The organism is Tepidimonas sp. (assembly GCF_036824975.1).
GTDB lineage: Bacteria > Pseudomonadota > Gammaproteobacteria > Burkholderiales > Burkholderiaceae_C > Tepidimonas.
On sequence record NZ_DAISZC010000006.1, the window covers coordinates 1 to 21,914 of the forward strand.

Below are 21,914 nucleotides of genomic sequence, written 5' to 3' on the forward strand. Positions count from 1 at the left end.
CGCTACGTTCGGGACGTAGAGGCCGGAGGTTCGAATCCTCTCACCCCGACCAGGTTTTGTTGCTGACCATCAGCCGCCTACCGCTTTTCCCGGCAGATTGGCAGCGCGCCCAACAGTAAATAATGACACCGAAGCGGCCATCTTGTTGCAGTCGATGATCGGCACCGGCGTGCCGACCTGTAGCCCTCGGAAAGCCGCCTGAGTCAACCGACGGCGGTCGCCATTGATGCATTTCGGTACGGATGGTGCGGATGTCGAGTGAACCCGCCGGGATCCCAGCGGCGCCAGCGCGCGCATCGTCCCCCGCGCAGCAAGCGGTTGGCGCCGCGCGGGCGCGATGATCCCGGCTCATCACAAGCGCGCCAGCAGCCGCGCCAACGGGATTCTGACCTTGACCGCATCCGCGCCGACGGCGCGGCGCACCGCATAGGGCGCTTGCGCGGTGTCGCGCAACGGCGCTTCCCCCTTGGGCAGGCCGTCGCGGCCCACGATGGCGAACACCAGCGGTGTGTGTGCACGCCGACCACGCCGCGCCACGACGCCGATTTCACCGCTGGCCAGTTGCACGTAGCTGCCAGGCAGATAGAGGCCAACCGCCTGGATCAGCGCAGTACCCAGCGGGGTAGGCATGCCACTGGCGTCCATGTAGACGTCGCGCGCCGCCTGTGGCGCCGGCAGGCCGGGGCGGCTGTGGCGCGGGCTGAGCCGTGCCACATAAACATCGACCAGCTGCAACAGCTGCGCCGGCGCCGAGACCTGCGTGCGCCCGTGCGGGTAGCCCAGGCCACCGGCGCGCTCGTGGTGATCACGCACCAGCTCCAGCCACAGCGGATCCTGCACCCCCAGCCGGCGCAGGATCACCTCACCCCGCAGCGGGTGCTCGCGCACCGCGTGCCGCTGCTCGGCGCTCAGGGGCGCATCCTGCCGCGCCAGATCGTCGTGCAGGCGCCCCATCCCCAGGTTCATCGTCATCGCGGCGCGCCGCAGGCTGCGCTGCCGCTGGACCGGCCAACCCAGCGAGGCAGCCACCTCGCCCGCCAGCAGCGCGCACAGCCAGGCATGCGTGGCGCTGTAGCCCAGCGGGCGCTCATACAGCATTTGCACCAGCACGAACACACTGGGGTCGATCCGCGGCTGCACCACGGCCTCGAACCGCCGCTCCAGCTGCTGGAAACGGCCCAGAAAGTCCTGCCCGTGCTCGCCCTGATGCAGCAGCAGCATCAGGCCGGCGTGCAAGTCGGCCCAGATGTCGCTCAGCGGCAGCACATCGGGGGTATCGTCGTCGTCCGCCTCCACCCCCATCGGTCGCCCGACACTGGCAATCGCCTCCAGCGACCGGTTGTCGCGCAGCGCGCGGTCGATGGCGGCGTTGTAGCGGTAGGTCCACGCCTGAAAGTCCTCGCGCCGTACCGTGGGCCGGTGCATCGCGATCCAGTCGCGGTGGCGCGCGTCGCGGATCGCCTGCCCTTTGCGCAGCAGCAGCTGCCCGCGGCCATCGTAAATGTCCACGGGCAGGGGCTCACCCAGGGCCAGCTCCTCGACGGGCAGGGGCACGAACATCGGCTACGTCCTCAAGCCTTGTACTGTAACGCCGCCAGCCCCGGCGCGCAGCCGCCGCAGCCCCGCGGGTGGCAACATCGACCATGCGGGGTGCGACGGGAATGGGCGATCGGTGCTGCCAAGCCAGCAACCGGCAGGCAGCCGTTGGCCGCGGCGGTGTTCGCTGAGATAATCCACACATGTCCATCATCGCACCCACCCCCCGTCATGACTGACGTCGCGCTGCCCGTCATCCCCGTCGAGCAGCTGCGCGTCGGCCATTTCGTGCTGTTGGATCTGGGCTGGATGGACCACCCGTTCCCGCGCAGCAACTTCCGCATCAGCTCACCGCACCAGATCGAGACCATCCGCAACCTGGGGCTGACGCGCGTGCGCGTCGATCCCGCGCGCAGTGAGTTCCCCCCACAGGAAGGCACGGCCCCGGACGCCTCTGCAGCGGCGGCCGGCCCCCAGGCCCCGGCCGGCGCGGCACAGGCCACCGATGCCCGTACCCAGGCCCTGCTGCAGCAGCGTCAGGCCCTGCTGCGCTGTGAGCGGCAGTATCACGAAGGCACGCGCCAGGTGCGCGCCGCATTCGACCAGGTCGAACGCGCGCCCGAAGCCGCCGGCGCCATCGCACGCGAGTTGATCGGCGGCATGGTGGACGCCATCGGTGGTCATGGCGAAACGGCGATTCGCCTGCTGTCCGACATCCAGGGCGATCGCGCCGGGCAACACGCCATGAACGTGGCCGTGCTGTCGCTGCTGCTGGGGCGGGCGTTGGGCCTGGACGAGGCGGCGCTGCGTGCGCTGGGACTGGCCGCCCTGCTGCACGACATGGGTAAGGTGCGCCTGCCCGAGCCGGTACGTCACAAGGATGCTGGATTCACGCCAGCTCAGCTCAAAGCTTACGAGGAGCACGTCGTCCACGGGGCCGAACTGGCGCGGACGATGGGGCTGGAGGCGGCAGTGGTCGAGGCGATTGCCCAACACCACGAGGCGGCCGACGGCAGCGGTTTCCCCGCGGCGCTCAGTGGCCAGCGCATCGGCCGCCTGGCGCACATCGTGGCGCTGGTCAATCGCTACGACGGGCTGTGCAATCCGCCCAATCCGGCGCGCGCCTTCACGCCACACGAGGCGCTGGCGCGGCTGTATGCGGTGCACAAGGCGCGGTTCGACGCCGCCACACTGGCGGCGTTCATCCGCCTGCTGGGGGTGTATCCGCCGGGCTCGATCGTGCAGCTCAGCGATGGTCGTTACGCGCTGGTGCAGGCTTGCAACGCGTCGCGCCCGCTCAAGCCCCGGGTGCTGGTGCACGACCCGCACACTCCCCCCAGCGAGGCGCTGCTGCTTGACCTGCAGGCACAGCCGGAGCTATCGATCCAGCGCAGCCTGCGCGCCGACCAGCTCCCGCGCGCGGCCCTCGACTACCTCGATCCGCGCCCGCGCTACTGCTACTTTTTCGAGCGAGCCCTGCGTGCCGAAGGCATCGCGGCGCCAACAGGAGTCCACCCATGAGCTACCTGCACTGGGCGCCGGTGACCGAGGGACTGCTGGAAGCGGTGTGGGTAGTCGATCCGCAGACGCTGCGCATTCTTTCGGCCAACAGCGCCGCCAGTCAACTGCTTGGCGTGGCGCGTGAGGTCTTGGTCGGCAGCGCGGTGCTCGACTGGATCGCTGACCCCCAGGACGAGGTGTACTGGGCGGAGTGGCGCGCCGGCATCGAGCAGACACTGGATTCCGAAACCACGGTGAGGCGTGCCGATGGCAGCGTGCTGCGCGTGCAGCGCCGCGTGGGGCCGGTGCATCCGGTGGGCAGCGAGCCCGTGGTGCTGGTGGCGATGCAGAACCTGGCCGAATGGCAGGCGACGCACCAGCAGCTCGAGACCCTGTTGGCCGAGCTGCGCTCGGTGCTGGAGTCGGCCTCGGATGGCATTTTGGTGTGCGACTTGGACGGGCGCATCCGGGCCTTTAATCCCGCCTTCGCCCGTCTGTGGGATCTGCCGGACGGGCTGCTGACCGACAGCGACGAGCAGGGCGTATGGCAACACCTGGCAACGCGGGTGACCGATGCAGGCGCATTCCAGGCGCGGCTGCAGGAACTGCAGCGCACACCGCTGCGCGAGGCGCACGACCTGGTGCCCCTGCGCACCGGCCGGCTGCTGGAGCGGACCTCGCGCCCACAGTTGGCGCGCGGGCGTCCGATCGGCCGCATTTATGTCTACCGCGACATCACCGAGCAGGCCGCCATCGACGCCAAGCTGCGGCTGGCGGCCAAGGTCTTCGAGGCAGCCTGGACGCCATCGTCGTCACCGATCCGCAGCACCGCATCGTCGCCTGCAACCCGGCCGCGCTGCGGCTGGCCGAACACGAGCACGACGAGCTGCAGGGACAGCCGGTCGAGGCCCTGCTGTCGGTTCCCAACCGCCCGGGCTGGGAGAGCGAAGCCGGCTCCGCGCTGCTCGAGCGGGGCTACTGGGAAGGCGAGCTGTGGCTGCGCCGGCCCCGGGCTGCGGCGGTGGCGCTGCTGGTGTCGTGGGTGCTGCTGCGCGACAGTGCCGGCCAGCCGCTGAACACGGTGCTGTTTGCCAAGGATCTGTCGGAGAAGCTGGAGGCGCAGCGCCGCATCGAACAGCTGGCCTACACCGATCCGCTGACCGGACTGCCCAACCGGCTGCTGCTGGGGGAACGCGTTGCCCACGCCATCTGCGTGGCGCAACGCAGCGGCGAGCGCTTTGCCCTGCTGTTCCTGGACCTCGACCGCTTCAAGAGCATCAACGACTCGCTCGGGCACATGTTCGGCGACCGCGTGCTGGTCGAGATCGCGGCACGACTGCAGCGCTGCCTGCGCCAGACCGACACGCTGGCGCGGCTGGGCGGCGACGAATTCGTGGTGCACCTGCACGGCGCCGACCGCGAGGCCGCTGCGCGCGCCGCGCAGCGCCTGATCGCCGCCGTGGCCCACCCGGTGACGATCGACCAGATGCAGTTCACGCTGTCGGCCAGCATCGGCATCGCCATGTACCCCGACGACGGTGCCTCGCTGGACGAACTGATCCAGAGCGCCGACACGGCGATGTATCAGGTCAAGGAGCGAGGCAAGGGCCACTACCGGTTCTACCAGCCGCAGATGAACGCCGACCTGCTGCAGCGGGTGCAGATGGACCACGCGATGCGCGAAGGCCTGCAGCGCGACGAGTTCGTGCTGCACTTTCAGCCGCGCATCGACTTACGCCAGCGCGCGGTGCCGGCCTGCGAGGCGTTGCTGCGCTGGCAGCGGCCGGGGCATGGGCTGGTCATGCCCGGCACTTTCATCGGCGTGGCCGAGGAGACGGGCCTGATCGCCGACCTCGGCCATTGGGTGCTGCGCCGCGCCGTGGCCCAGGCCGCGCAGTGGCGCTCGGCAGGCCGCCCGCTGCAAGTGGCGGTCAACGTCTCGGCGCTGCAGTTCGCCCGGCCGCAGTTCGTGCAGGATGTGGCCGAGGCGCTGCGCGACAGCGGCCTGCCGGCGCACCTGCTGGAGCTGGAACTGACGGAGTCGATCCTGATCCGCGACGCCGAGGAGGCGCTGGCCAAACTGCAGGCGCTGGCGCAGCTGGGGGTGGAGCTGTCGCTGGACGATTTCGGCACCGGCTACTCCAGCCTGACGTATCTGAAGCGCTTTCCCCTGCACCGGCTCAAGATCGACCGCAGCTTCATTGCCGCAATGCCCGAGGACGAGGTGGACGCGGCGATCGTCGCGGCCATCGTGCAGATGGGGCACGCGCTGCGCATGGAGGTGGTGGCCGAGGGGGTGGAGCGCGCCGAGCAGCTGCAACGCCTGCAGGCGCTGGGATGCGACCACTGCCAGGGCTTCCTGTTCGAGCGCGCGCTGCCGCCACAGGCGCTAGCCGACTGGCTGGACCAGCGTGCGGCTGAGCTTGAGCCCCGCTGCGAAGCCGATCACCCCTGACCCGGCAAACCGTATCCTTGGCTCCTTGGCGGCGCTCAGCCGCCGAGCGCGGTCGCCCACTGGCGCAATTCATCGGGCTTGACCTGTCCGAGCTTGCGCTGCGCGATGCGACCTTCGCGATCGATCACCACCGTAAACGGCAGCCCGCCGCGTTCATTGCCCAGCTGCCGCCCCAGCTCGGTGCCACCCCACCCCGCCAGTGCGATCGGAAAGGTCAGCGGCTGGCGCTGCAAAAACTGCCGCACCGCACTGGGCTGATCGATGGCCAGGCCCAGCACCGTCCAGCCACGCGCCCGCTGTTCCTGCCAGAAGCGCTCCAGCAGCGGCAGCTCCTCGATGCAGGGCGGACACCAGGTGGCCCAAAAGTTGATCAGCAGCAGCCGCCCACGGAAGTCGGCCGCGCGCAGTTCCCCGCCCTCGGGCCGCTGCCAGCGCTGCGCCCACAGCGCGTCCGCGGCACCGGGCGCCGGCGCGCGCGGCATCAGGCGCCATATCGCCACCGCGGCCCCCAAGGTAGCAGCCGCTGCGGCCACTGCCACCGTCCACAGCTGTCGCCGTTGCATCAGTGTTCCTCCGCGGACGTGGTTGGGCCGTCGGCAGCCAGCCGCGCGCGCACCTCGGCCGCCGAGCCGCGCGGCACGCGTCCCAGCGCATCGGGCAGGCGCGCACCCCGCTGCGCCCGGCGGTCGTTCACCCACAGGTGCAGTCCCACGATCTCGTCCAGCTCAGGGCATGCGACACCCAGCGTCAGCACCGACACGTCGCCGCCCAGCGGGCCGCGCGCCTGCTGCGCGTCGTACGCCAGCCCGGCATCGATCAGGGCGATCTCCACCGCCTTCGGGTCGTCGCTAAACAGCTGCAGATGGATGTCGCTGCGGCGCGTGGCGGTGCCGTGCCATACCGCGCCGCCCAGCAGCGGCTCGAACGCCGCCAGACGTTCCATCCAATGCAGTGCGGTCTGGCGCAGCGCGTGCAGCTCAGCCGGCTGGGTGTCGGCATGAAACAGCGCCAGATGCTCGCGCACGGCGCTGTCGAGCAGGGCTGCGTCTGGCGCGCGCGTGCGCGCGGGCAGCCCGAGCTGCTCACGCGCACGTTGCAGCGCGCGCGCCGCCGGCCAGCCATCGTCCACCATCAGGGCCGCCGCCACCGCCGCCCATTCGCGCACCGCCTCATCTACCATGGGCGGAATTGTCCCCGATTCGGCCGCGGCCTGCCCCGATAATGCCGGACATGCATATCCACATCCTGGGCATTGGCGGCACTTTCATGGGGGGCGTGGCGGCGCTGGCGCGCGAAGCCGGGCACCGCGTCACCGGTTGCGACGCAGGCGTATACCCGCCGATGAGCGAGCAGCTGCGCGCGCTGGGCATCGAACTGATCGAGGGTTACGCCGCGCAGCAAATGGCGCTGCAACCCGATATGTTCGTGGTGGGCAACGTGGTCAGCCGCGCGCGGCTGCCCGACGGCACGCCGAAGTTCCCGCTGATGGAAGCGATCCTGGATGCGGGCGCTCGCTACACCAGCGGCCCGCAGTGGCTAGCCGAACACGTGCTGCATGGCCGCCACGTAGTGGCCGTGGCCGGCACCCACGGCAAAACCACCACCACCGCGATGCTGGCGTGGATCCTGGAGCAGGCGGGGCTGGCGCCGGGATTCCTGGTCGGCGGAGTGCCGCTGAATTTTGGCGTCTCGGCCCGGCTGGGGCGGCTGCCCACCGACGATGTGCGCACCCCGTTCGTGATCGAGGCCGACGAGTACGACACCGCGTTCTTCGACAAGCGCAGCAAGTTCGTGCATTACCGGCCGCGCACCGCGGTGCTGAACAACCTGGAGTTCGACCACGCCGACATCTTCGATGATCTGGCCGCCATCGAGCGCCAGTTTCATCACCTGTTGCGCACCGTGCCCGGCAGCGGGCGTGTGATCGCCAACGCGCTGGAGGACAGCGTCGCGCGCGTGCTGCACCGCGGTCTGTGGAGTGAACTGCGCACCTTTGGCGCGGCCAACAGCGACTACGTGGCCGACGGCCCGCCGGAGGACTTTGCGGTACTGCGCCACGGCGTGGAGGTAGCGCGTGTGCGCTGGGCGTTGGCCGGGGTGCATAACCAGCTCAACGCGCTGGCGGCCATCGCGGCGGCCGAACACGTTGGCGTGCCGGCAGCGGCGGCGGCCGAGGCACTGGCGTCGTTTGCCAGCGTGCGCCGGCGGCTGGAGGTGCGCGGCACCGTCACCCTGCCCGGTGGCGCCGTCACCGTGTACGACGACTTCGCCCACCACCCCACCGCCATTCGCACTACGGTGGACGGCCTGCGCCGCCGGCTGGACCGTGAAGGCCGCACGGCTGAGCGCATCGTGGCGATCTTCGAGCCGCGCTCCAACACCATGAAGCTGGGCACAATGAAGGAGCAGCTGCCGTGGGCGCTGCAGGGTGCGGGGCTGGCGTTTTGCCACGCCGGTGGTCTGGACTGGGATGCCGCTGCGGCACTCGCTCCGCTGGGGCCACGGGCGCAGGTGGCGCCGGACATCGACACCCTGGTGGCCCAGGTGATGGCGGCGGTGCGCCCCGGCGACCACCTGCTGTGCATGAGCAACGGGGCGTTCGGCGGTGTGCACGAGCGGCTGCTGGCGGCGCTGCGCGCCCGCACGGCAGCTCCCGTGCCGTGAGCGCCCGCCCCGCTCAGTAGCCCACGGTCAGCGCCGGCACATCGACGCGGATCACCGGCTTGGCCAGCAGGCTGGCGGCGGCGCGCGCGTACACCATGGCCCACGGCCGATGAGCCGGCGCTGTGAAGCGCTCGTCTCCCACCGCCAGCGCGATGGCCAGCAGCTTGTCGGCGGTGAGCACCTTGCCCGACAGACGCAGCGGCTCGCAGCCCAGTTCGGTGAATTGCTGATCGAGCCACTGCCGCGCCAGGTCGTGCGGCATCGGCTGCACCTCGTCGAGGTCGAAGCGGTATTCGCGGTCGGGTCCGAAATGGACGATGACTTGGCTGCGCATGGTGGACTTTCGTGGCGACGGGTCGGGCGCGGGCGGTCGCACCCGCACGCCGCCAATGCTACACCGACAGCGCGCTGGCGGCAGCGTGCGCGGCCGCCCCTGCCACCCGCCCCTCAGCCGCGCTGCCGGCGCCGCGCCACCACCGCGTCGCTGAGCATCTGCAGCACCTGCACCGATTGCTCCCAGTCGATGCAGGCATCGGTGATGCTGCGCCCATACTCCAGCTGGGCCGGGTCGTCCTTGCCGGGCGTAAATTTCTGCGTGCCCGCTTTCAGGTGACTTTCGACCATCACGCCAAAGATCTGCGTCGAGCCGGCGGCGATCTGCCCGGCAATGTCGCGCGCCACGTCTACCTGACGCTCGTGCTGCTTCTGGCTGTTGCCGTGGCTGCAGTCCACCATCAGGCGCGGCGGCAGCTTGGCCTCGGCCAGCTGGCGACACGCAATCGCCACGCTCTGCGCGTCGTAGTTAGGCAACTTGCCCCCTCGCAAAATGACGTGGCAATCCGCATTGCCCTTGGTGCGCACGATGGCCACCTGGCCGTTCTTGTGCACCGACAGGAAGTGGTGCGCCCGGCTGGCGGCCAAAATGGCGTCGGTGGCGATGCGGATGTTGCCGTCGGTGCCGTTCTTGAAACCGATCGGTGCCGACAGCCCTGACGCCAGCTCGCGATGCACCTGGCTTTCGGTGGTGCGCGCGCCTATCGCCCCCCACGAGATGAGATCAGCGATGTACTGCGGGCTGATGACGTCCAAAAACTCACTGGCCGCCGGCAGCCCCAGGCGGTTGATCTCGATGAGTAGCTGGCGCGCGATGCGCAGCCCCTCGTCGATGCGGAAGCTCTCGTCCAGGTACGGGTCGTTGATCAGTCCCTTCCAGCCCACAGTGGTGCGGGGCTTTTCGAAGTAGACGCGCATCACCACCTCCAGCGTGTCGGCAAAGCGATCACGCTGCGCTTTGAGCAGCCGCGCATACTCCATCGCCGCCGCCGGGTCGTGAATGGAACACGGACCGATGATCACCAGCAGCCGGTCGTCCTTACCGTGCAGGATCTGGTGGATGGCGCGGCGCGTGTGGGTGATGAGCTTTTCGATCGCGGTGCCCCGGATCGGGAAGAAGCGGATCAGGTGCTCGGGCGGCGGCAGCACGGTAATGTCCTCGATGCGTTGATCGTCGGTCTGGCTGGTGCGGTCGGCCGGGCGCGGATACCAGACGTCGGTGCTGCTGGCCTTGGCGGGGCTCGGGCTCATAAAACGCTCCTTCGATGGGATGAAACAAGACAAAAAAAACCGCCGGTTGGGCTCACCGACGGTTTCGAGTTCAGGGGGCTTTCGCTTAGGCGACTTCAGTCCTCTCTGCCGTCGGTGACGCGTGAGAACCAAAAGTAGCCAAAGTAAAAGCCGTACTGCTTGCGCATGGCGCCAACTGTAGCACACGGCCCATGACATGGCGCTGACAACCGCGCGCCGCGACGTTGCGCGTGCGCAACGAACGGTGTCGGCCAGAGGCCCTGGGCTGCGCCTTTACGCGGTGCCGCCCACCGTCAAGCCGTCGATGCGCAGCGTTGGCTGCCCCACACCCACCGGCACGCTCTGGCCCTCTTTGCCGCAGGTGCCCACACCGCTGTCCAGCGCCAAGTCGTTGCCGATCATCACCACGCGCTTGAGCGCATCGGGGCCGTTGCCGATGATGGTGGCACCCTTGACCGGATACAGCGGCCGGCCATTTTCCACCCACCACGCGCTGCTGGCCGAAAACACGAACTTGCCGCTGGTGATATCCACCTGCCCGCCGCCAAACTGCGTGGCGTACAGCCCGCGGCGCACGCTGGCTAGGATCTCCTGCGGATCGTGCTCGCCGGCCAGCATGTAGGTATTGGTCATGCGTGGCATGGGCAGATGCGCGTAGCTTTCGCGTCGGCCGTTGCCGGTGGGTGCCACGCCCATGAGGCGCGCATTGAGCCGATCCTGCATGTAGCCGCGCAGAATGCCATCTTCGATGAGCACGTTGCGCTGCGTGGCGCAGCCTTCGTCGTCGATGTTGAGCGAGCCGCGGCGTGCCTCGAGCGTGCCGTCGTCCAACACCGTTACCCCTTTGGCCGCGACGCGCTGGCCAATGCGACCGGCAAAGGCGCTCGACCCCTTGCGGTTGAAGTCGCCCTCCAACCCGTGGCCCACCGCTTCGTGCAGCAGCACGCCTGGCCAGCCGGGGCCCAGCACCACCGTCATCTCGCCGGCCGGCGCCGGGCGTGACTCCAGATTGGTCAGCGCCGCCTGCACCGCCTCGTCCACGTAGTGCGTCAGCAGCGCGTCATCGAAGTGATCCAGCCCGACGCGCCCGCCACCGCCGGAAGACCCCACCTCACGCCGCTGGCCCTGCTGCGCAATCACCGTCAGCGACAGCCGCACCAGGGGCCGCACGTCGGCCGCCAGCACCCCGTCGGCACGCGCCACCAGCACCACGTCATACTCCGCCGCCAGCCCGGCCATCACCTGCACGATGCGCGGGTCGCGCGCGCGCGCCATGCGCTCCAGCCGCTCCAGCAGTGCCACCTTGGCGGCGCTGTCCAGCGTGCCGATGGGGTCGTGCGCGGCATACAGCCGCCGTGACGCCGCCACCGTCGCTCGCCGGCGCCGACGCAGCGGCACGCTCTGGCTGCCGCCCTGGCGGCCAATGGCGCGCACGCTTTCAGCCGCCTCGCGCAGCGCCAACCACGACAGGTCGTCGGAATAGGCAAACGCGGTCTTGTCGCCGCTGACGGCACGCACGCCCACCCCTTGGTCGATGCTGAAGCTGCCGGTCTTGACGATGCCCTCCTCCAGACTCCAGCCTTCGCTGCGGGTGTACTGGAAGTACAGATCCGCGTCATCGACGCCCGGTGCCATGATGAGGCTAAGCGCCCGGCGCAAGTGGGCCTCATCGAGCCCGTAGGGTTCGAGCAGCAACGAACGCGCCGTAGCCAGGCGCTCGAGGGTCGGTTCAACGGCGATCATGGCCGCATTGTAGGAAGGAAGCCACAGCCCTGCCCCCGCAAGGCCCAAGGCCCCCGAGCCGCGGGGGATCGCGCCGCCTCGGGCAAGCGCGCGCTGCGCATCGCCACCCCCACGCCAGCCGCACCGGGTCGGCCGGACCACGCCAACCGGTAGTTCAAGTGGGCATCAGTCGTTTGTGTCGCCCCACCGACAGCATCATGCCCAGGCTGGCACCCAGCGTCACCATGGCCGTGCCGCCGTAACTGAGAAACGGCAAGGGCACCCCTACCACGGGCAGGATGCCGCTGACCATGCCCATGTTGACAAAGGCATAGACGAATTGCACCAGAATCAGCGCACCCGCCAGCAGCCGCCCGAACAGTGTGGAGGCATGGGTGGCCAGCAGCAGGCCACGCACGATGAAGTAGGTATAGGCAGCCAGCAGCCCCAGCACACCCACGAAGCCAAACTCTTCGGCGAACGCGGCGAAGATGAAGTCGGTGCTGCGCTCCGGCACAAAGTCCAGGTGCGTCTGCGTGCCCTGCCTGAAGCCCTTACCCCACAAGCCACCTGAGCCAATGGCAATGAGCCCCTGCAGGATGTGAAAGCCCTTGCCGAGCGGATCACGCATCGGATCGAGCAAGGTACAGACGCGCTGACGCTGGTATTCGTGCAGCACCACCCAATCCACGCCCGGCGCGCACCACTGCGGCTCCATCACCACCAGCGTCGCCACTGCGGCTGCGCCCAGCAGCAGCAGCGGCACGATCAGCTTCCAGCTCAGACCCGCAAAATAGATCACGAACAGGCCCGAGGCCAGCACCAGCAGCGCTGTGCCCAAATCGGGCTGCTTTAGGATCAGGCCCACCGGCAACGCCAGTAGCGCCGCGGCCACCACAAAGTCGCGCACCTGCAGCCGCCCCTCGCAGCGCTGGAACCACCACGCCAGCATGAGCGGCATGGCGATTTTCATGATCTCGCTGGGCTGAATGGTCAGCACACCCAGGTCCAGCCAGCGCTGCGCCCCCTTGCGCGTGACGCCAAACAGCGCCACCGCCACCAGCAGCAGCACACCCGCGACGTAGGCCGGCACGGCCAGCGCCTGCAGCCGCTGCGGCGGAATCTGCGACACCACCAGCATGACGCCGGCGGCAATCAGCAGGTTGCGCAGATGGTCAGCAAAGCGCCCCGGGATGTCGTAGGCCACCGAGTACATCACCACCTGGCCGATCAGCGCCAGCAGCGCCACCGCCAGCAAAAAGGGCGCGTCGTAGCCGCGCACCAGCGGGGCCAGACGGGCGCGCAACGGCGGCTTTTGCAGGACGACGGCCATGAGGCTTGGATTATGCTGTGTGCCATGGTCACCGCTACACCCCACGCCGGTCCCGCTGCGTCTGTCACCGCCGACCCCAGTTCGCATCGGGCAGCAGACAGCCCAAGGCAGGTGGAGGGCACCGACCCAGCACGGCCCCGTGTCACCCATCTGCTGTACCTGCACGGCTTTCGTTCGTCGCCGCGCTCGACCAAGGCGCAGATCATGGCGCAGCGCTTGGCAGCGCAGCACCCGCGCGTGACCTGGTGTTGCCCTCAGCTGCCGCCGTCACCCGCCGCGGCCTGGACGCTGATCGAGCGCAGCGTGGCCGACTGGCCGCGCGAGCGCATGGGCGTGGTGGGCTCCTCGCTGGGCGGGTACTACGCCACGCGGCTGGCGGCGCTGACCGGCTGCCGGGCGGTGCTGCTCAATCCCGCGGTGGATCCGGCTCGCGACTTAGCCCGGTATATTGGCGAGCACACCGCCTGGCATGACCCCAGCGAGCGTTTCTTTTTTCGCCCCGAATACGTTGATGAGCTGCGCGCGCTGGCGGTAGGGCCGCTGCCCTACCCCGAGCGCGTGCTGCTGGTGGCCGCCACCGGCGACGAGGTGCTGGACTGGCGCGAGATGGTGGCGCGCTACCCCGGCAGCGTGCAGCGTATCGTGCCCGGCAGCGACCACGCGCTGTCCGACTTTGTCGACCATCTGGAGGCGATACTGGCGCACCTGCAGCTTGCCTGAAGTCGGCTTGGCCGACGCACTCACGCCGCCGTCGCCCTGTGCATCAGCGCCGGTAACCGTGTCGCTGCAACGCAACCGCTATGGCTAAGGACAAGACTTTTTATCTGTGCAGCGACTGCGGCGGCAGCTCACCGCGCTGGCTGGGCCGCTGCCCGCACTGCGGGGCTTGGAACACGCTGGTGGAATCGGCCCCCGAGCCTGCGGCGGGCAAACACCGGATGAGCGCCCTGCGGCAGGGACTGGCCAGCGGCGGGGCGCTGGCGCGCCTGGCCGACATCGAAGCGACAGACGTACAGCGCACCCCCACCGGCCTACCCGAACTGGACCGTGTGCTCGGCGGCGGCATCGTTGCGGGGGCGGTGGTGCTCATCGGCGGCGACCCTGGCATTGGCAAGTCCACGTTGTTGCTGCAGGCGCTCGATGCGCTGCAGCGCAGCGGGCTGCCGACGCTGTACGTCACCGGCGAGGAAAGCGGCGCGCAGGTGGCGCTGCGCGCGCGCCGGCTGGGCCTGCACGACAGCCAGGTACCCGTGCTGGCCGAAATCCAGCTCGAGCGCATCCTGGCCACGCTGGAGCGCGAGCGCCCGGCCGTGGCAGTGATCGATTCCATCCAGACCGTCTACACCGAGCAGCTCAGTTCGGCACCGGGATCAGTGGCGCAGGTGCGCGAATGCGCCGCGCACCTGACGCGGCTGGCCAAGGCCGGGGGGGCCAACGGCCAGGCCGGCACCACACTGGTGCTGGTGGGCCACGTCACCAAGGAAGGGGCGCTGGCCGGCCCGCGCGTGCTGGAGCACATGGTGGATACCGTGCTGTACTTCGAAGGTGACACGCACAGCAGCTTCCGCCTGGTGCGCGCCATCAAAAACCGCTTCGGCGCCGTCAACGAGATGGGCGTCTTTGCGATGACGGAGCGCGGCCTCAAGGGCGTCAATAACCCCAGTGCGCTGTTTCTGAGCCAGCACGCGCAGCCGGTGGCAGGCAGCTGCGTGCTGGTGACGCTGGAGGGCACACGCCCGCTGCTGGTCGAGATCCAGGCGCTGGTCGATGGCGGCGGGGTGGCGCCGCGGCGCCTGTCGGTAGGGCTGGAGCGCGACCGGCTGGCCATGCTGCTGGCGGTGCTGCACCGTCACGCCGGCGTGGCGTGCGCCGACCAGGACGTGTTCGTCAACGCCGTGGGGGGCGTGCGCATCGGCGAGCCGGCGGCCGACCTGGCGGTGCTGCTGGCCATTCAGTCGTCGCTGCGCGGCCGGCCGCTGCCGCCGCGCTTCGTGACCTTTGGCGAAGTGGGGCTGGCCGGCGAGGTGCGGCCCGCACCGCGCGGGCTGGAGCGGCTGCGCGAGGCGGCCAAGCTGGGCTTTCGCTTCGCGCTCATCCCCGCGGCCAACCTGCCGCGCAAGCCCGATGCGCCCACCCGCGAACTGCTGGATACGCTGCAAGTGCAGCCGGTAGAGCGCGTCGAGCAAGCGCTCGATATCGTGCGGGCGTGGTAGCAGGCGCCGTGTCACCGCAGCACCCACCGGGCCAGAGACGGGAGCTGCCCGTATGTGCCGCAGTGCAGCGGGCAACCGCGGCCCCTTGCCGCCGAAGGGCACTTGTCGGCACCTGTTTTCGGACCCACGAGCGCTGGCGCATGCGGGAAAACCATTATGGCCTGCATGGACTTACTCACCCACAATGACAACGGCGATGCCCATACCGGTAGCGGTGTCGCCGCAGGTGTATCCGCTGCGCCGGCGACCCGCCGCCCCGTACCCAGGAGGACCCCACCCGTGAACCGCAATCTCCACGCTCCCCTACTCAGCGGCATGCACGCCGGCTTTGCCGGTCGCCGACGTGTCCTGCGCCTGGGCGCGGCCGCCGGCACGGCGATGTGGCTGGCCGGCTGCGCTGCAATGGCGCCCCGTGCACGCGCCCAGGTGGTCGTGGTGGGGGCGGGCTGGGGTGGGTTGGGCGCGGTTCGTCAGCTCGCACGCGCCGAGCTGGCCGACATCACCCTCATCGAACCCAACGACCGCTTCATGTCGTGCCCGATGAGCGGACACTATGTAGCGGGACACGGCATGATGGATGAGCTGGTGCACGGCTACCAGCGCGTCGACGCGCTGCCCGGCGTGCGGCGCGTGCGCGACCGCGTGCGGGCCATCGAGCGCGAGCGGCGCGAAGTGGTGCTGGCCGGCGGCAGCCGACTGCGCTACGACTACCTGGTGCTGTCACCCGGTGTCGAATACATGGAGGAGACGCTGCCCGGATACGCCGCTGCCCGCGAACAGCTGCCCGTGGGCTTTCGTGCTTTCGAGCACCCGGCCGTACGAGCGCAGGTGGACCGCTTTCTCGAACAGGGCGGCACGTTCGTCATCAGCACGCCCAAGCCCCCCTACCGCTGCCCACCGGCCCCGTATGAACGCGCGATGCTGATCGCCGAGCAGGTGCGCAAGCGCGGCACCCGCGGGCGCGTGCTCGTGCTGGACGCCAACCCGGCGCCCACCCCCGCGCCGACCGCGCAGCCAATCCTGGGCGCGCTGCGTGGCTACGCCGACGTGCTGGAGTATCGCCCCAACGTGGACCTGCGCGCGGTCGACGGTGCGCGCCGCGTGCTCGTCACGGGCGACGGGGAACTGCGCTTCGACCACGCCAATCTGGTGCTGCCGATGCGCGCCCACGCGCTGATCCGGCAAAGCGGCCTGGGCGAGCGCTGGGCCGATGTACAGCTGCCGAATTTCCAGGCCAAGGCCGACGAGCGCATCTTCGTCATTGGTGACGCGCAGGGCAGCCCGCAGCCCAAGAGCGGCCAGGTTGCGTTCGGCCAAGGCCGCCAAGTGGGCGAGGAGATCGCGCGCCGCGTGCGTGGCGAGGCCGCACCGACGGCCAGCAGCGAGATCGAACTGCCGCTGGGCATCTGCTGGGCAGCTGCCTCGCACAACACCGCCATTAACGTCAACGTGGTGACAACGATGCTGCCGGGCGAAGCCCCCAAGCTGCGCTTCTCGGTCGACCCGCAACCCAGCGAACGTTCTGGCAGCGCGTCGTGGAGCTGGGCGCGGGGCATGTGGCGCACGATGCTGGGTTAAGCCATCGCTGCGCGCAGATGGGGGGCGCATGCGGCCGGACGATGCATCGGCTTGCGCTTGAGCTGCGCTGCACACGGGCGTGGGATGGACGGGGCGCTCTTTCTCTTCTCTACGGTAACGTGCGCTGTCTGAACGAACCGGCAGTAGACGCTACAATTATTAAGCTTCATCCGGATGGGTTCCCTCACCCCATCGCATCAAAAAAAAGGACTTGCCATGTCTTCTGCCTCCCCTGCGGCCGCCACGCGGCCGGCTTGGATGGGGCTACCCCTGCTGGTGGCCTTGCACATCCTCATCATCATCGCCAGCAACTACCTGGTCCAGCTGCCCTTCGAGCTGGCCGGCGTGCACACCACGTGGGGGGCGTTTACCTTTCCGTTGGTGTTTGTGATTACCGACCTGACGGTGCGACTGGTGGGCCCCACGGCAGCGCGCCAGGTGGTGGCGCGCGTGATGCTGCCGGCGTTGTTGGCCTCTTATGTGGTGTCGGTGCTGTTTTTTGAGGGCCGCTTCAACGGCTGGGCGGCGCTGGGCGAGTTCAACACGTTTGTGTTCCGCATCGCGCTGGCCAGCTTCATCGCCTACGCGGTGGGGCAGCTCGCTGACATCGCGGTGTTTGCGCGCCTGCGCCGGCTGCCCGCGTGGTGGGTGGCGCCGGCTGCCTCCACCATAATCGGCAGCCTGATCGATACCTTCGTGTTCTTCTCGGTGGCGTTCTGGCGCAGCAGCGACGCCTTCATGGCCGAGCACTGGGTGGGCATCGCGTGGGTGGACTACGCGACCAAGCTGGCCTTCAGCCTGGTGGCACTGCTGCCGCTGTACGGCGCGGCGCTGAAGGCACTGCTGCGTCAGCTGCCGGCCCCGCTGCCGGTGCGCGCGGCGTAACTCGACCCTGCAGGCGGCCCGACTGGGTACACTTGGGCGTCTGACCGCCACCCGTCGTGTGGCCCGCGGTGGGCCGCAGTCGGCGCGGACGCACCCACGGAAGTACCCACGTTGTTTGTCCTGTTCGAAGAGGCCGGCAAGTTGTCCACCGGCCGCATTCTCTCTAGCACCGAGGCCTCGGTGCAGGTCGAACTCGAGTCGGGCCGGCGCTCCAAAGTCAAGAACGCGCAGGTGCTGCTGACGTTCGCCCAGCCGGCACCCGCCGAGCTGATGGCGGCGGCGCAGGCGCTGGCCGGCGAGCTCGACCTCGACCTCGCCTGGGAATTTGCCCCGGCAGAGGAGTTCGGCTTCGAGGCCCTGGCGCAAGACTATTTCGGCGCCGGCGCCACGCTGGTGCAGCAGGTGGCCACGCTGCTGCGGTTGCACGAGGCCCCGCACTACTTTCGCCGCGCGGGCCGGGGGCGCTTTCGCAAGGCGCCCGCCGACGTGCTGCAGCAGGCGCTGGCGGCCATCGAGCGGCGCAAAGCCATCGAGGCGCAGATCCAGCGCTGGGCTCATGAACTGGCGCAAGGACAGTGCCCCGCGCCGGTGCGCGAGCAGCTCTACCGCATCTTGTTCAAGCCCGACAAGAATGCCCCTGAGTACAAGGCAGTGGTGCACGCCGCACGCGAAACGCACCTGGCGCCACTGGCGCTGCTGCAGCGCGCCGGCGCCATCACCAGCGCCTACCAGTTTCACTGGCAGCGCTTTTTATTCGAGCACTTCCCGCGCGGCACAGGGTTTGCACCGCTGCCAGTGCCCGATGCGCCCGCCGATCTGCCGCTGGCAGCGGACGTGGTGGCGTTCTCCATCGACGACTCCAGCACCACCGAAATTGACGATGCGCTGAGCGTGCGGGGGCTGGGCACGGGGGTGGTGACGCTGGGGATCCACATTGCCGCGCCCGGCTTGGCGATTGCGCCCGACAGCGCGCTGGACCGCGTCGCGCGCGAGCGCCTGTCCACCGTCTACATGCCTGGGCACAAGATCACCATGCTGCCGGAGGCGGTGGTGCAGGCGTACACGCTGCAGGCGGGCGCGCCGCGCCCGGCGCTGTCGCTGTACCTGCGCATCGAAGAGGCCACACTGCAGGTGCTGGGCACCGAAACACGGCTGGAGCGGGTGCCGATTGCGCACAACCTGCGCCACGACGCCATCGACGACGTGGTGACCGCCGCCTGGCTGGACGGCACGACGGCCGCCTCAGGCACCGATGTCCCGGCGGAGCTGGCGGCGCTGCGTCCACAACTGGCGTTCCTGTGGCGTCTGGCGCAGCACTGCAAGGCGCAGCGCGAAGCGGTGCGGGGCCGCCCCGAAACGTTCACGCGACCGGACTACACCTTCAAGCTGGAAGGGATGACCGGCGCCGAGCCCACGGGCGAGGAAACCGTCATCATCGGCACGCGCGCGCGCGGCGCACCGCTGGACCTGATCGTGGCCGAGGCGATGATTCTGGCCAATCACACCTGGGGCCAATGGCTGGCCGATTTGGGCGTGCCGGGCATCTACCGCAGCCAAGCCAGTCTGGCGCCCGGGGTCAAGGTGCGCATGGGCACCAAACCGCTGCCGCACGCTGGCATCGGCGTGCCGTGCTACACCTGGAGCACCTCGCCGCTGCGGCGCTACACCGACCTGGTCAACCAGTGGCAGATCATCGCCTGCGCGCGCCACGGTGCTGCCGCGGCGCTGGCGGCTCCCTTCAAACCGCGCGACGCAGGTTTGCTGGCGATCATCAGCGCGTTCGACGCCGCCTACAGCGCCTACAACCAGTTCCAGGGCACGATGGAGCGCTACTGGACGCTGCGTTACCTGCGCCAGCACGGCATCGTGGAGCTGGAGGCGGCATATCTGAAGGACAACCTGGTGCGTGCCGAGACGCTACCGCTGGTCTTTGCGGTGCTGGGCACCGACGGCCTGCAGCGCGGCGAGCGCGTGCGCGTTCGCCTGGGCACCGTCGATGAGGTGTCGCTGGAGGTCAGCGGTACCGTCATCGAGCGCCTGGGCGAGACCGAACCTGTGGCCGAAGCCGAGGACACGCTGGAAGGCGAAAGCGAGACTCCCCTGGCCGCCCCTCTGGCGATTGCGGTGGCACTGGAAGACGGCGAGGACAACGACGCCGCCACCGCGGCACCCCCTGCAGCGACGTGAGGCCCCAATGGCGCTGCCTCGCTCGCTCGCTGCGCTGAGCACCCGCCTGCGTGCCGATCCGCTCCCCTGGGCACTGGCGGCCTCGGTGGTGGTCCATGCCGCAGTGCTGACGGTGCGATTGGTGCCGCCGCTGCGACCGGAGCGCGTGCTGCAAGACACGCCGCTGGAAGTGATCTTGGTCAACGCCCGCAGCGAGCAGGCACCCGTACGCGCACAAGCGATCGCGCAGGCCCATCTGGCCGGGGGCGGCGATACGGCGCAGGGGCGTGCGACGTCGCCGCTGCCGCCTGCGATGGTGATGCGCACAGGTGAAGTGCTGGAGGAGGAAGAGCAGCGCATCGAGGCGATGAAGGCACAGCAAAACCGGCTGCTGGCGCAGTTGCGCGAGGATATCGCACGCCTGAGCGCCAGCCCCACACCCGACAGCGCCGACGCGCACGAGCGCGAGCAGCGCCGCCAGGCCCTGATCCGCACGCTGGCCGAAATCGAGCGCCGCATCAACGAGGAAAACGCCCGTCCACGGCGGCGCTACATCAGCCCCGCCACGCAGGAAGCCGTCTACGCGCTGTACTACGACGAACTGCGACGGCGCATCGAGGACCGCGGCACCGCGCAGTTTCCGGAGCAGGGCGGGCGCAAGCTGTATGGCGAACTGACCATGGTCATCACCGTCAACCACGACGGGCGGGTACTGGCCACCGAGGTGGTGCAGGGTTCGGGCAACCCGGTTCTGGACCGCCGCGCCGAGGCCATCGTGCACAGCCTGCGCTTTGCCCACTTCAACGCCGCCATGCGCGCGCGCGCCGACCAGATCGTGGTGGTCTCGCGCTTTCGCTTCACGCGCGAGGCCGGGCTGCAAACCCAGATGACGGCTCCCCAGTCTGCGCCATGAGCCGCCGCCGTGATCCCGCCCGCACCCCCTCCCCCCCGCGCGCGCCGGTGCGCGCAGCAGCGCGCGCACTGGGCCTGATGCTGCTGGGGGTGCTGCTGGCAGGGTTGGCGCTGCAGATGGTGTGGATCGCCCAGATTGCGGTGCTGCGCATCCTCGATCCCCCGAGCACGGCCTTTCAGCGCTCGGAACTGTGGCGGCTGCTGCAGGCCGGCGAGAGTGCGCGCTGGCGCCAGCAGTGGGTGCCGTACGAGCGCATCTCGCCCCATCTGAAGCGCGCCGTCGTCGCCGCCGAGGACGCCACTTTTGTCGAGCATTTTGGTGTCGACTGGGACGCGCTGGCAGCGGCGCGTCAGCGCAACGAACGCTTGCTGGCGCGCGCGCGCCAGGGTAGCGGGCCGGTACGCCCGGCACGGCTGGTGGGTGGATCGACCATCACCCAGCAGCTGGCCAAGAACCTGTTTCTGTCCGGCGAGCGCACCCTATGGCGCAAGGCGCAGGAGCTGTGGCTGGCCTGGATGCTGGAGGCGCTGCTGGACAAACGACGCATCTTGGAGCTGTACCTGAACTGCGTCGAGTGGGGCGACGGCATTTTTGGTGCCGAAGCGGCAGCGCAACATTACTTTCGCAAATCGGCTGCGCACTTGACCCCGGCCGAAGCGGCCCGGCTGGCGGTGCTGCTGCCCGCCCCCAAGCGCTACGGGCGGCAGGTCACCTCGGGCGTGTTGACCCAGCGCGCCGGGGTCATCCAGGCCCGGATGCCCGCCGTGCGCATCCCCTGACCCGGGCGGCGTTACCATCGCGCCCATGCGCATTCTTGGCATCGACCCCGGGCTGACGGCCACCGGCTTTGGTGTGGTGGACGTCGACGGCCCCCGGCTGCGCTATGTGGCCAGCGGCACCATCCGCACCAGCCCGGACGACGGCGCGCTGCTGCCGCAGCGGCTGCGCACGCTGTTCGACGGCATCGGTGAGGTGGTGCGGCGCTACCAGCCGACGGTGGCGGCGCTGGAAATCGTATTCGTCAACGTCAACCCGCAGGCGACCCTTATTCTCGGACAGGCGCGCGGCTGCTGCCTGACCGCGCTGGTGGCCAACGACCTGCCGGTGGCGGAGTACACCGCGCTGCAGCTCAAGAAGGCGGTGGTCGGCTACGGCAAGGCGCACAAAAGCCAGGTGCAGGAGATGGTGCGCCGGCTGCTGGATCTGCCCGGACTGCCGGGCAAGGATGCCGCCGACGCGCTGGGCCTGTGCATCACCCACGCGCAGGTCGCCCGCACCACGCAGGCCATCAGCCGGGTGGCGCCAGTGCGCGCGCGCACGCACGCGGCGTACAAGGACGGGCGCAGTTACTGACGAAGGTCAGGG

At 69.3% G+C, this 21,914-nt stretch carries 18 protein-coding genes and 1 pseudogene; 12 read left to right on the forward strand and 7 right to left on the reverse strand.

What is annotated here, in order from left to right; all coding sequences use genetic code 11:
* Nucleotides 1-351: 351 nt before the first annotated feature.
* Nucleotides 352-1,560, reverse strand: coding sequence for an HD-GYP domain-containing protein (locus tag V7Z54_RS01525; RefSeq protein ID WP_334133838.1), 1,209 nt, complete (start codon nt 1,558-1,560; stop codon nt 352-354).
* A 207-nt stretch (nt 1,561-1,767) separates the two neighbouring features.
* Here V7Z54_RS01525 and V7Z54_RS01530 point away from each other — a divergent pair, with 207 nt between their 5' ends.
* From V7Z54_RS01530 to V7Z54_RS01540, 3 genes and pseudogenes are all read left to right on the forward strand, one after another.
* The gene (locus V7Z54_RS01530; RefSeq protein ID WP_334133840.1) at nt 1,768-3,057 is read left to right on the forward strand and encodes an HD-GYP domain-containing protein; all 1,290 of its coding nucleotides are present in this window, start codon (nt 1,768-1,770) and stop codon (nt 3,055-3,057) included.
* A pseudogene (locus tag V7Z54_RS01535) lies at nt 3,054-3,725 on the forward strand (PAS domain-containing protein); the annotation flags it as partial. The gene V7Z54_RS01530 and the pseudogene V7Z54_RS01535, both read left to right, overlap by 4 nt.
* A gap of 143 nt (nt 3,726-3,868) precedes the next feature.
* A complete protein-coding gene (locus V7Z54_RS01540; RefSeq protein WP_334133895.1) occupies nt 3,869-5,491 on the forward strand; it encodes a putative bifunctional diguanylate cyclase/phosphodiesterase in 1,623 nt (540 codons plus the stop codon).
* Nucleotides 5,492-5,526: 35 nt separating this feature from the next.
* On the opposite strand, the gene V7Z54_RS01545 is transcribed toward V7Z54_RS01540, so the two are convergent.
* Nucleotides 5,527-6,054, reverse strand: a complete 528-nt coding sequence (locus tag V7Z54_RS01545) for a TlpA family protein disulfide reductase (RefSeq protein WP_334133842.1) — start codon at nt 6,052-6,054, stop codon at nt 5,527-5,529.
* On the reverse strand, nt 6,054-6,671 hold the full coding sequence (locus tag V7Z54_RS01550) for a hypothetical protein (protein ID WP_334133843.1): 618 nt from the start codon (nt 6,669-6,671) through the stop codon (nt 6,054-6,056). The genes V7Z54_RS01545 and V7Z54_RS01550 overlap by 1 nt, the downstream gene beginning before the upstream one ends.
* A gap of 50 nt (nt 6,672-6,721) precedes the next feature.
* Here V7Z54_RS01550 and mpl point away from each other — a divergent pair, with 50 nt between their 5' ends.
* Nucleotides 6,722-8,155 carry a UDP-N-acetylmuramate:L-alanyl-gamma-D-glutamyl-meso-diaminopimelate ligase gene (gene mpl, locus V7Z54_RS01555; RefSeq protein WP_334133844.1) on the forward strand — a complete coding sequence of 478 codons (1,434 nt, stop codon included), beginning with the start codon at nt 6,722-6,724 and terminating at the stop codon, nt 8,153-8,155.
* A 13-nt stretch (nt 8,156-8,168) separates the two neighbouring features.
* On the opposite strand, the gene V7Z54_RS01560 is transcribed toward mpl, so the two are convergent.
* The 4 genes from V7Z54_RS01560 to rodA form a co-directional block, all read right to left on the reverse strand.
* On the reverse strand, nt 8,169-8,489 hold the full coding sequence (locus tag V7Z54_RS01560) for a hypothetical protein (protein WP_334133845.1): 321 nt from the start codon (nt 8,487-8,489) through the stop codon (nt 8,169-8,171).
* A 113-nt stretch (nt 8,490-8,602) separates the two neighbouring features.
* The gene (locus V7Z54_RS01565; protein ID WP_334133847.1) at nt 8,603-9,739 is read right to left on the reverse strand and encodes a 3-deoxy-7-phosphoheptulonate synthase; all 1,137 of its coding nucleotides are present in this window, start codon (nt 9,737-9,739) and stop codon (nt 8,603-8,605) included.
* Nucleotides 9,740-10,012: 273 nt separating this feature from the next.
* On the reverse strand, nt 10,013-11,482 hold the full coding sequence (gene tldD, locus V7Z54_RS01570; RefSeq protein ID WP_334133849.1) for a metalloprotease TldD: 1,470 nt from the start codon (nt 11,480-11,482) through the stop codon (nt 10,013-10,015).
* A 154-nt stretch (nt 11,483-11,636) separates the two neighbouring features.
* A complete protein-coding gene (gene rodA / locus V7Z54_RS01575; protein ID WP_334133851.1) occupies nt 11,637-12,794 on the reverse strand; it encodes a rod shape-determining protein RodA in 1,158 nt (385 codons plus the stop codon).
* Between the two features lie 111 nt (nt 12,795-12,905).
* Between rodA and V7Z54_RS01580 the strand changes: the two genes are divergently transcribed.
* The 8 genes from V7Z54_RS01580 to ruvC all read left to right on the forward strand — a co-directional run bounded on the left by V7Z54_RS01580 (nt 12,906) and on the right by ruvC (nt 21,902).
* Nucleotides 12,906-13,514: a YqiA/YcfP family alpha/beta fold hydrolase gene (locus V7Z54_RS01580; RefSeq protein WP_334133853.1), complete on the forward strand. Its 609-nt coding sequence runs from the start codon at nt 12,906-12,908 to the stop codon at nt 13,512-13,514.
* 80 nt (nt 13,515-13,594) lie between these two features.
* Nucleotides 13,595-15,007 (forward strand): DNA repair protein RadA, encoded by a 1,413-nt coding sequence (radA, locus tag V7Z54_RS01585; protein ID WP_334133854.1) that lies wholly within the window; start codon nt 13,595-13,597, stop codon nt 15,005-15,007.
* Between the two features lie 279 nt (nt 15,008-15,286).
* Entirely contained in the window at nt 15,287-16,585 is a 1,299-nt protein-coding gene (locus tag V7Z54_RS01590) for an FAD/NAD(P)-binding oxidoreductase (protein WP_334133855.1), read from the forward strand.
* A 216-nt stretch (nt 16,586-16,801) separates the two neighbouring features.
* Nucleotides 16,802-17,470, forward strand: coding sequence for a 7-cyano-7-deazaguanine/7-aminomethyl-7-deazaguanine transporter (locus V7Z54_RS01595; RefSeq protein WP_334133856.1), 669 nt, complete (start codon nt 16,802-16,804; stop codon nt 17,468-17,470).
* A 111-nt stretch (nt 17,471-17,581) separates the two neighbouring features.
* Nucleotides 17,582-19,657 carry a ribonuclease catalytic domain-containing protein gene (locus tag V7Z54_RS01600; RefSeq protein WP_334133857.1) on the forward strand — a complete coding sequence of 692 codons (2,076 nt, stop codon included), beginning with the start codon at nt 17,582-17,584 and terminating at the stop codon, nt 19,655-19,657.
* Between the two features lie 7 nt (nt 19,658-19,664).
* Entirely contained in the window at nt 19,665-20,549 is an 885-nt protein-coding gene (locus V7Z54_RS01605; protein WP_334133859.1) for an energy transducer TonB, read from the forward strand.
* Complete coding sequence (gene mtgA, locus V7Z54_RS01610; protein ID WP_443082402.1) at nt 20,546-21,328, forward strand: monofunctional biosynthetic peptidoglycan transglycosylase; 783 nt, start codon at nt 20,546-20,548, stop codon at nt 21,326-21,328. The genes V7Z54_RS01605 and mtgA overlap by 4 nt, the downstream gene beginning before the upstream one ends.
* A gap of 25 nt (nt 21,329-21,353) precedes the next feature.
* Nucleotides 21,354-21,902, forward strand: a complete 549-nt coding sequence (gene ruvC / locus V7Z54_RS01615; protein ID WP_334133860.1) for a crossover junction endodeoxyribonuclease RuvC — start codon at nt 21,354-21,356, stop codon at nt 21,900-21,902.
* Nucleotides 21,903-21,914: the final 12 nt, after the last annotated feature.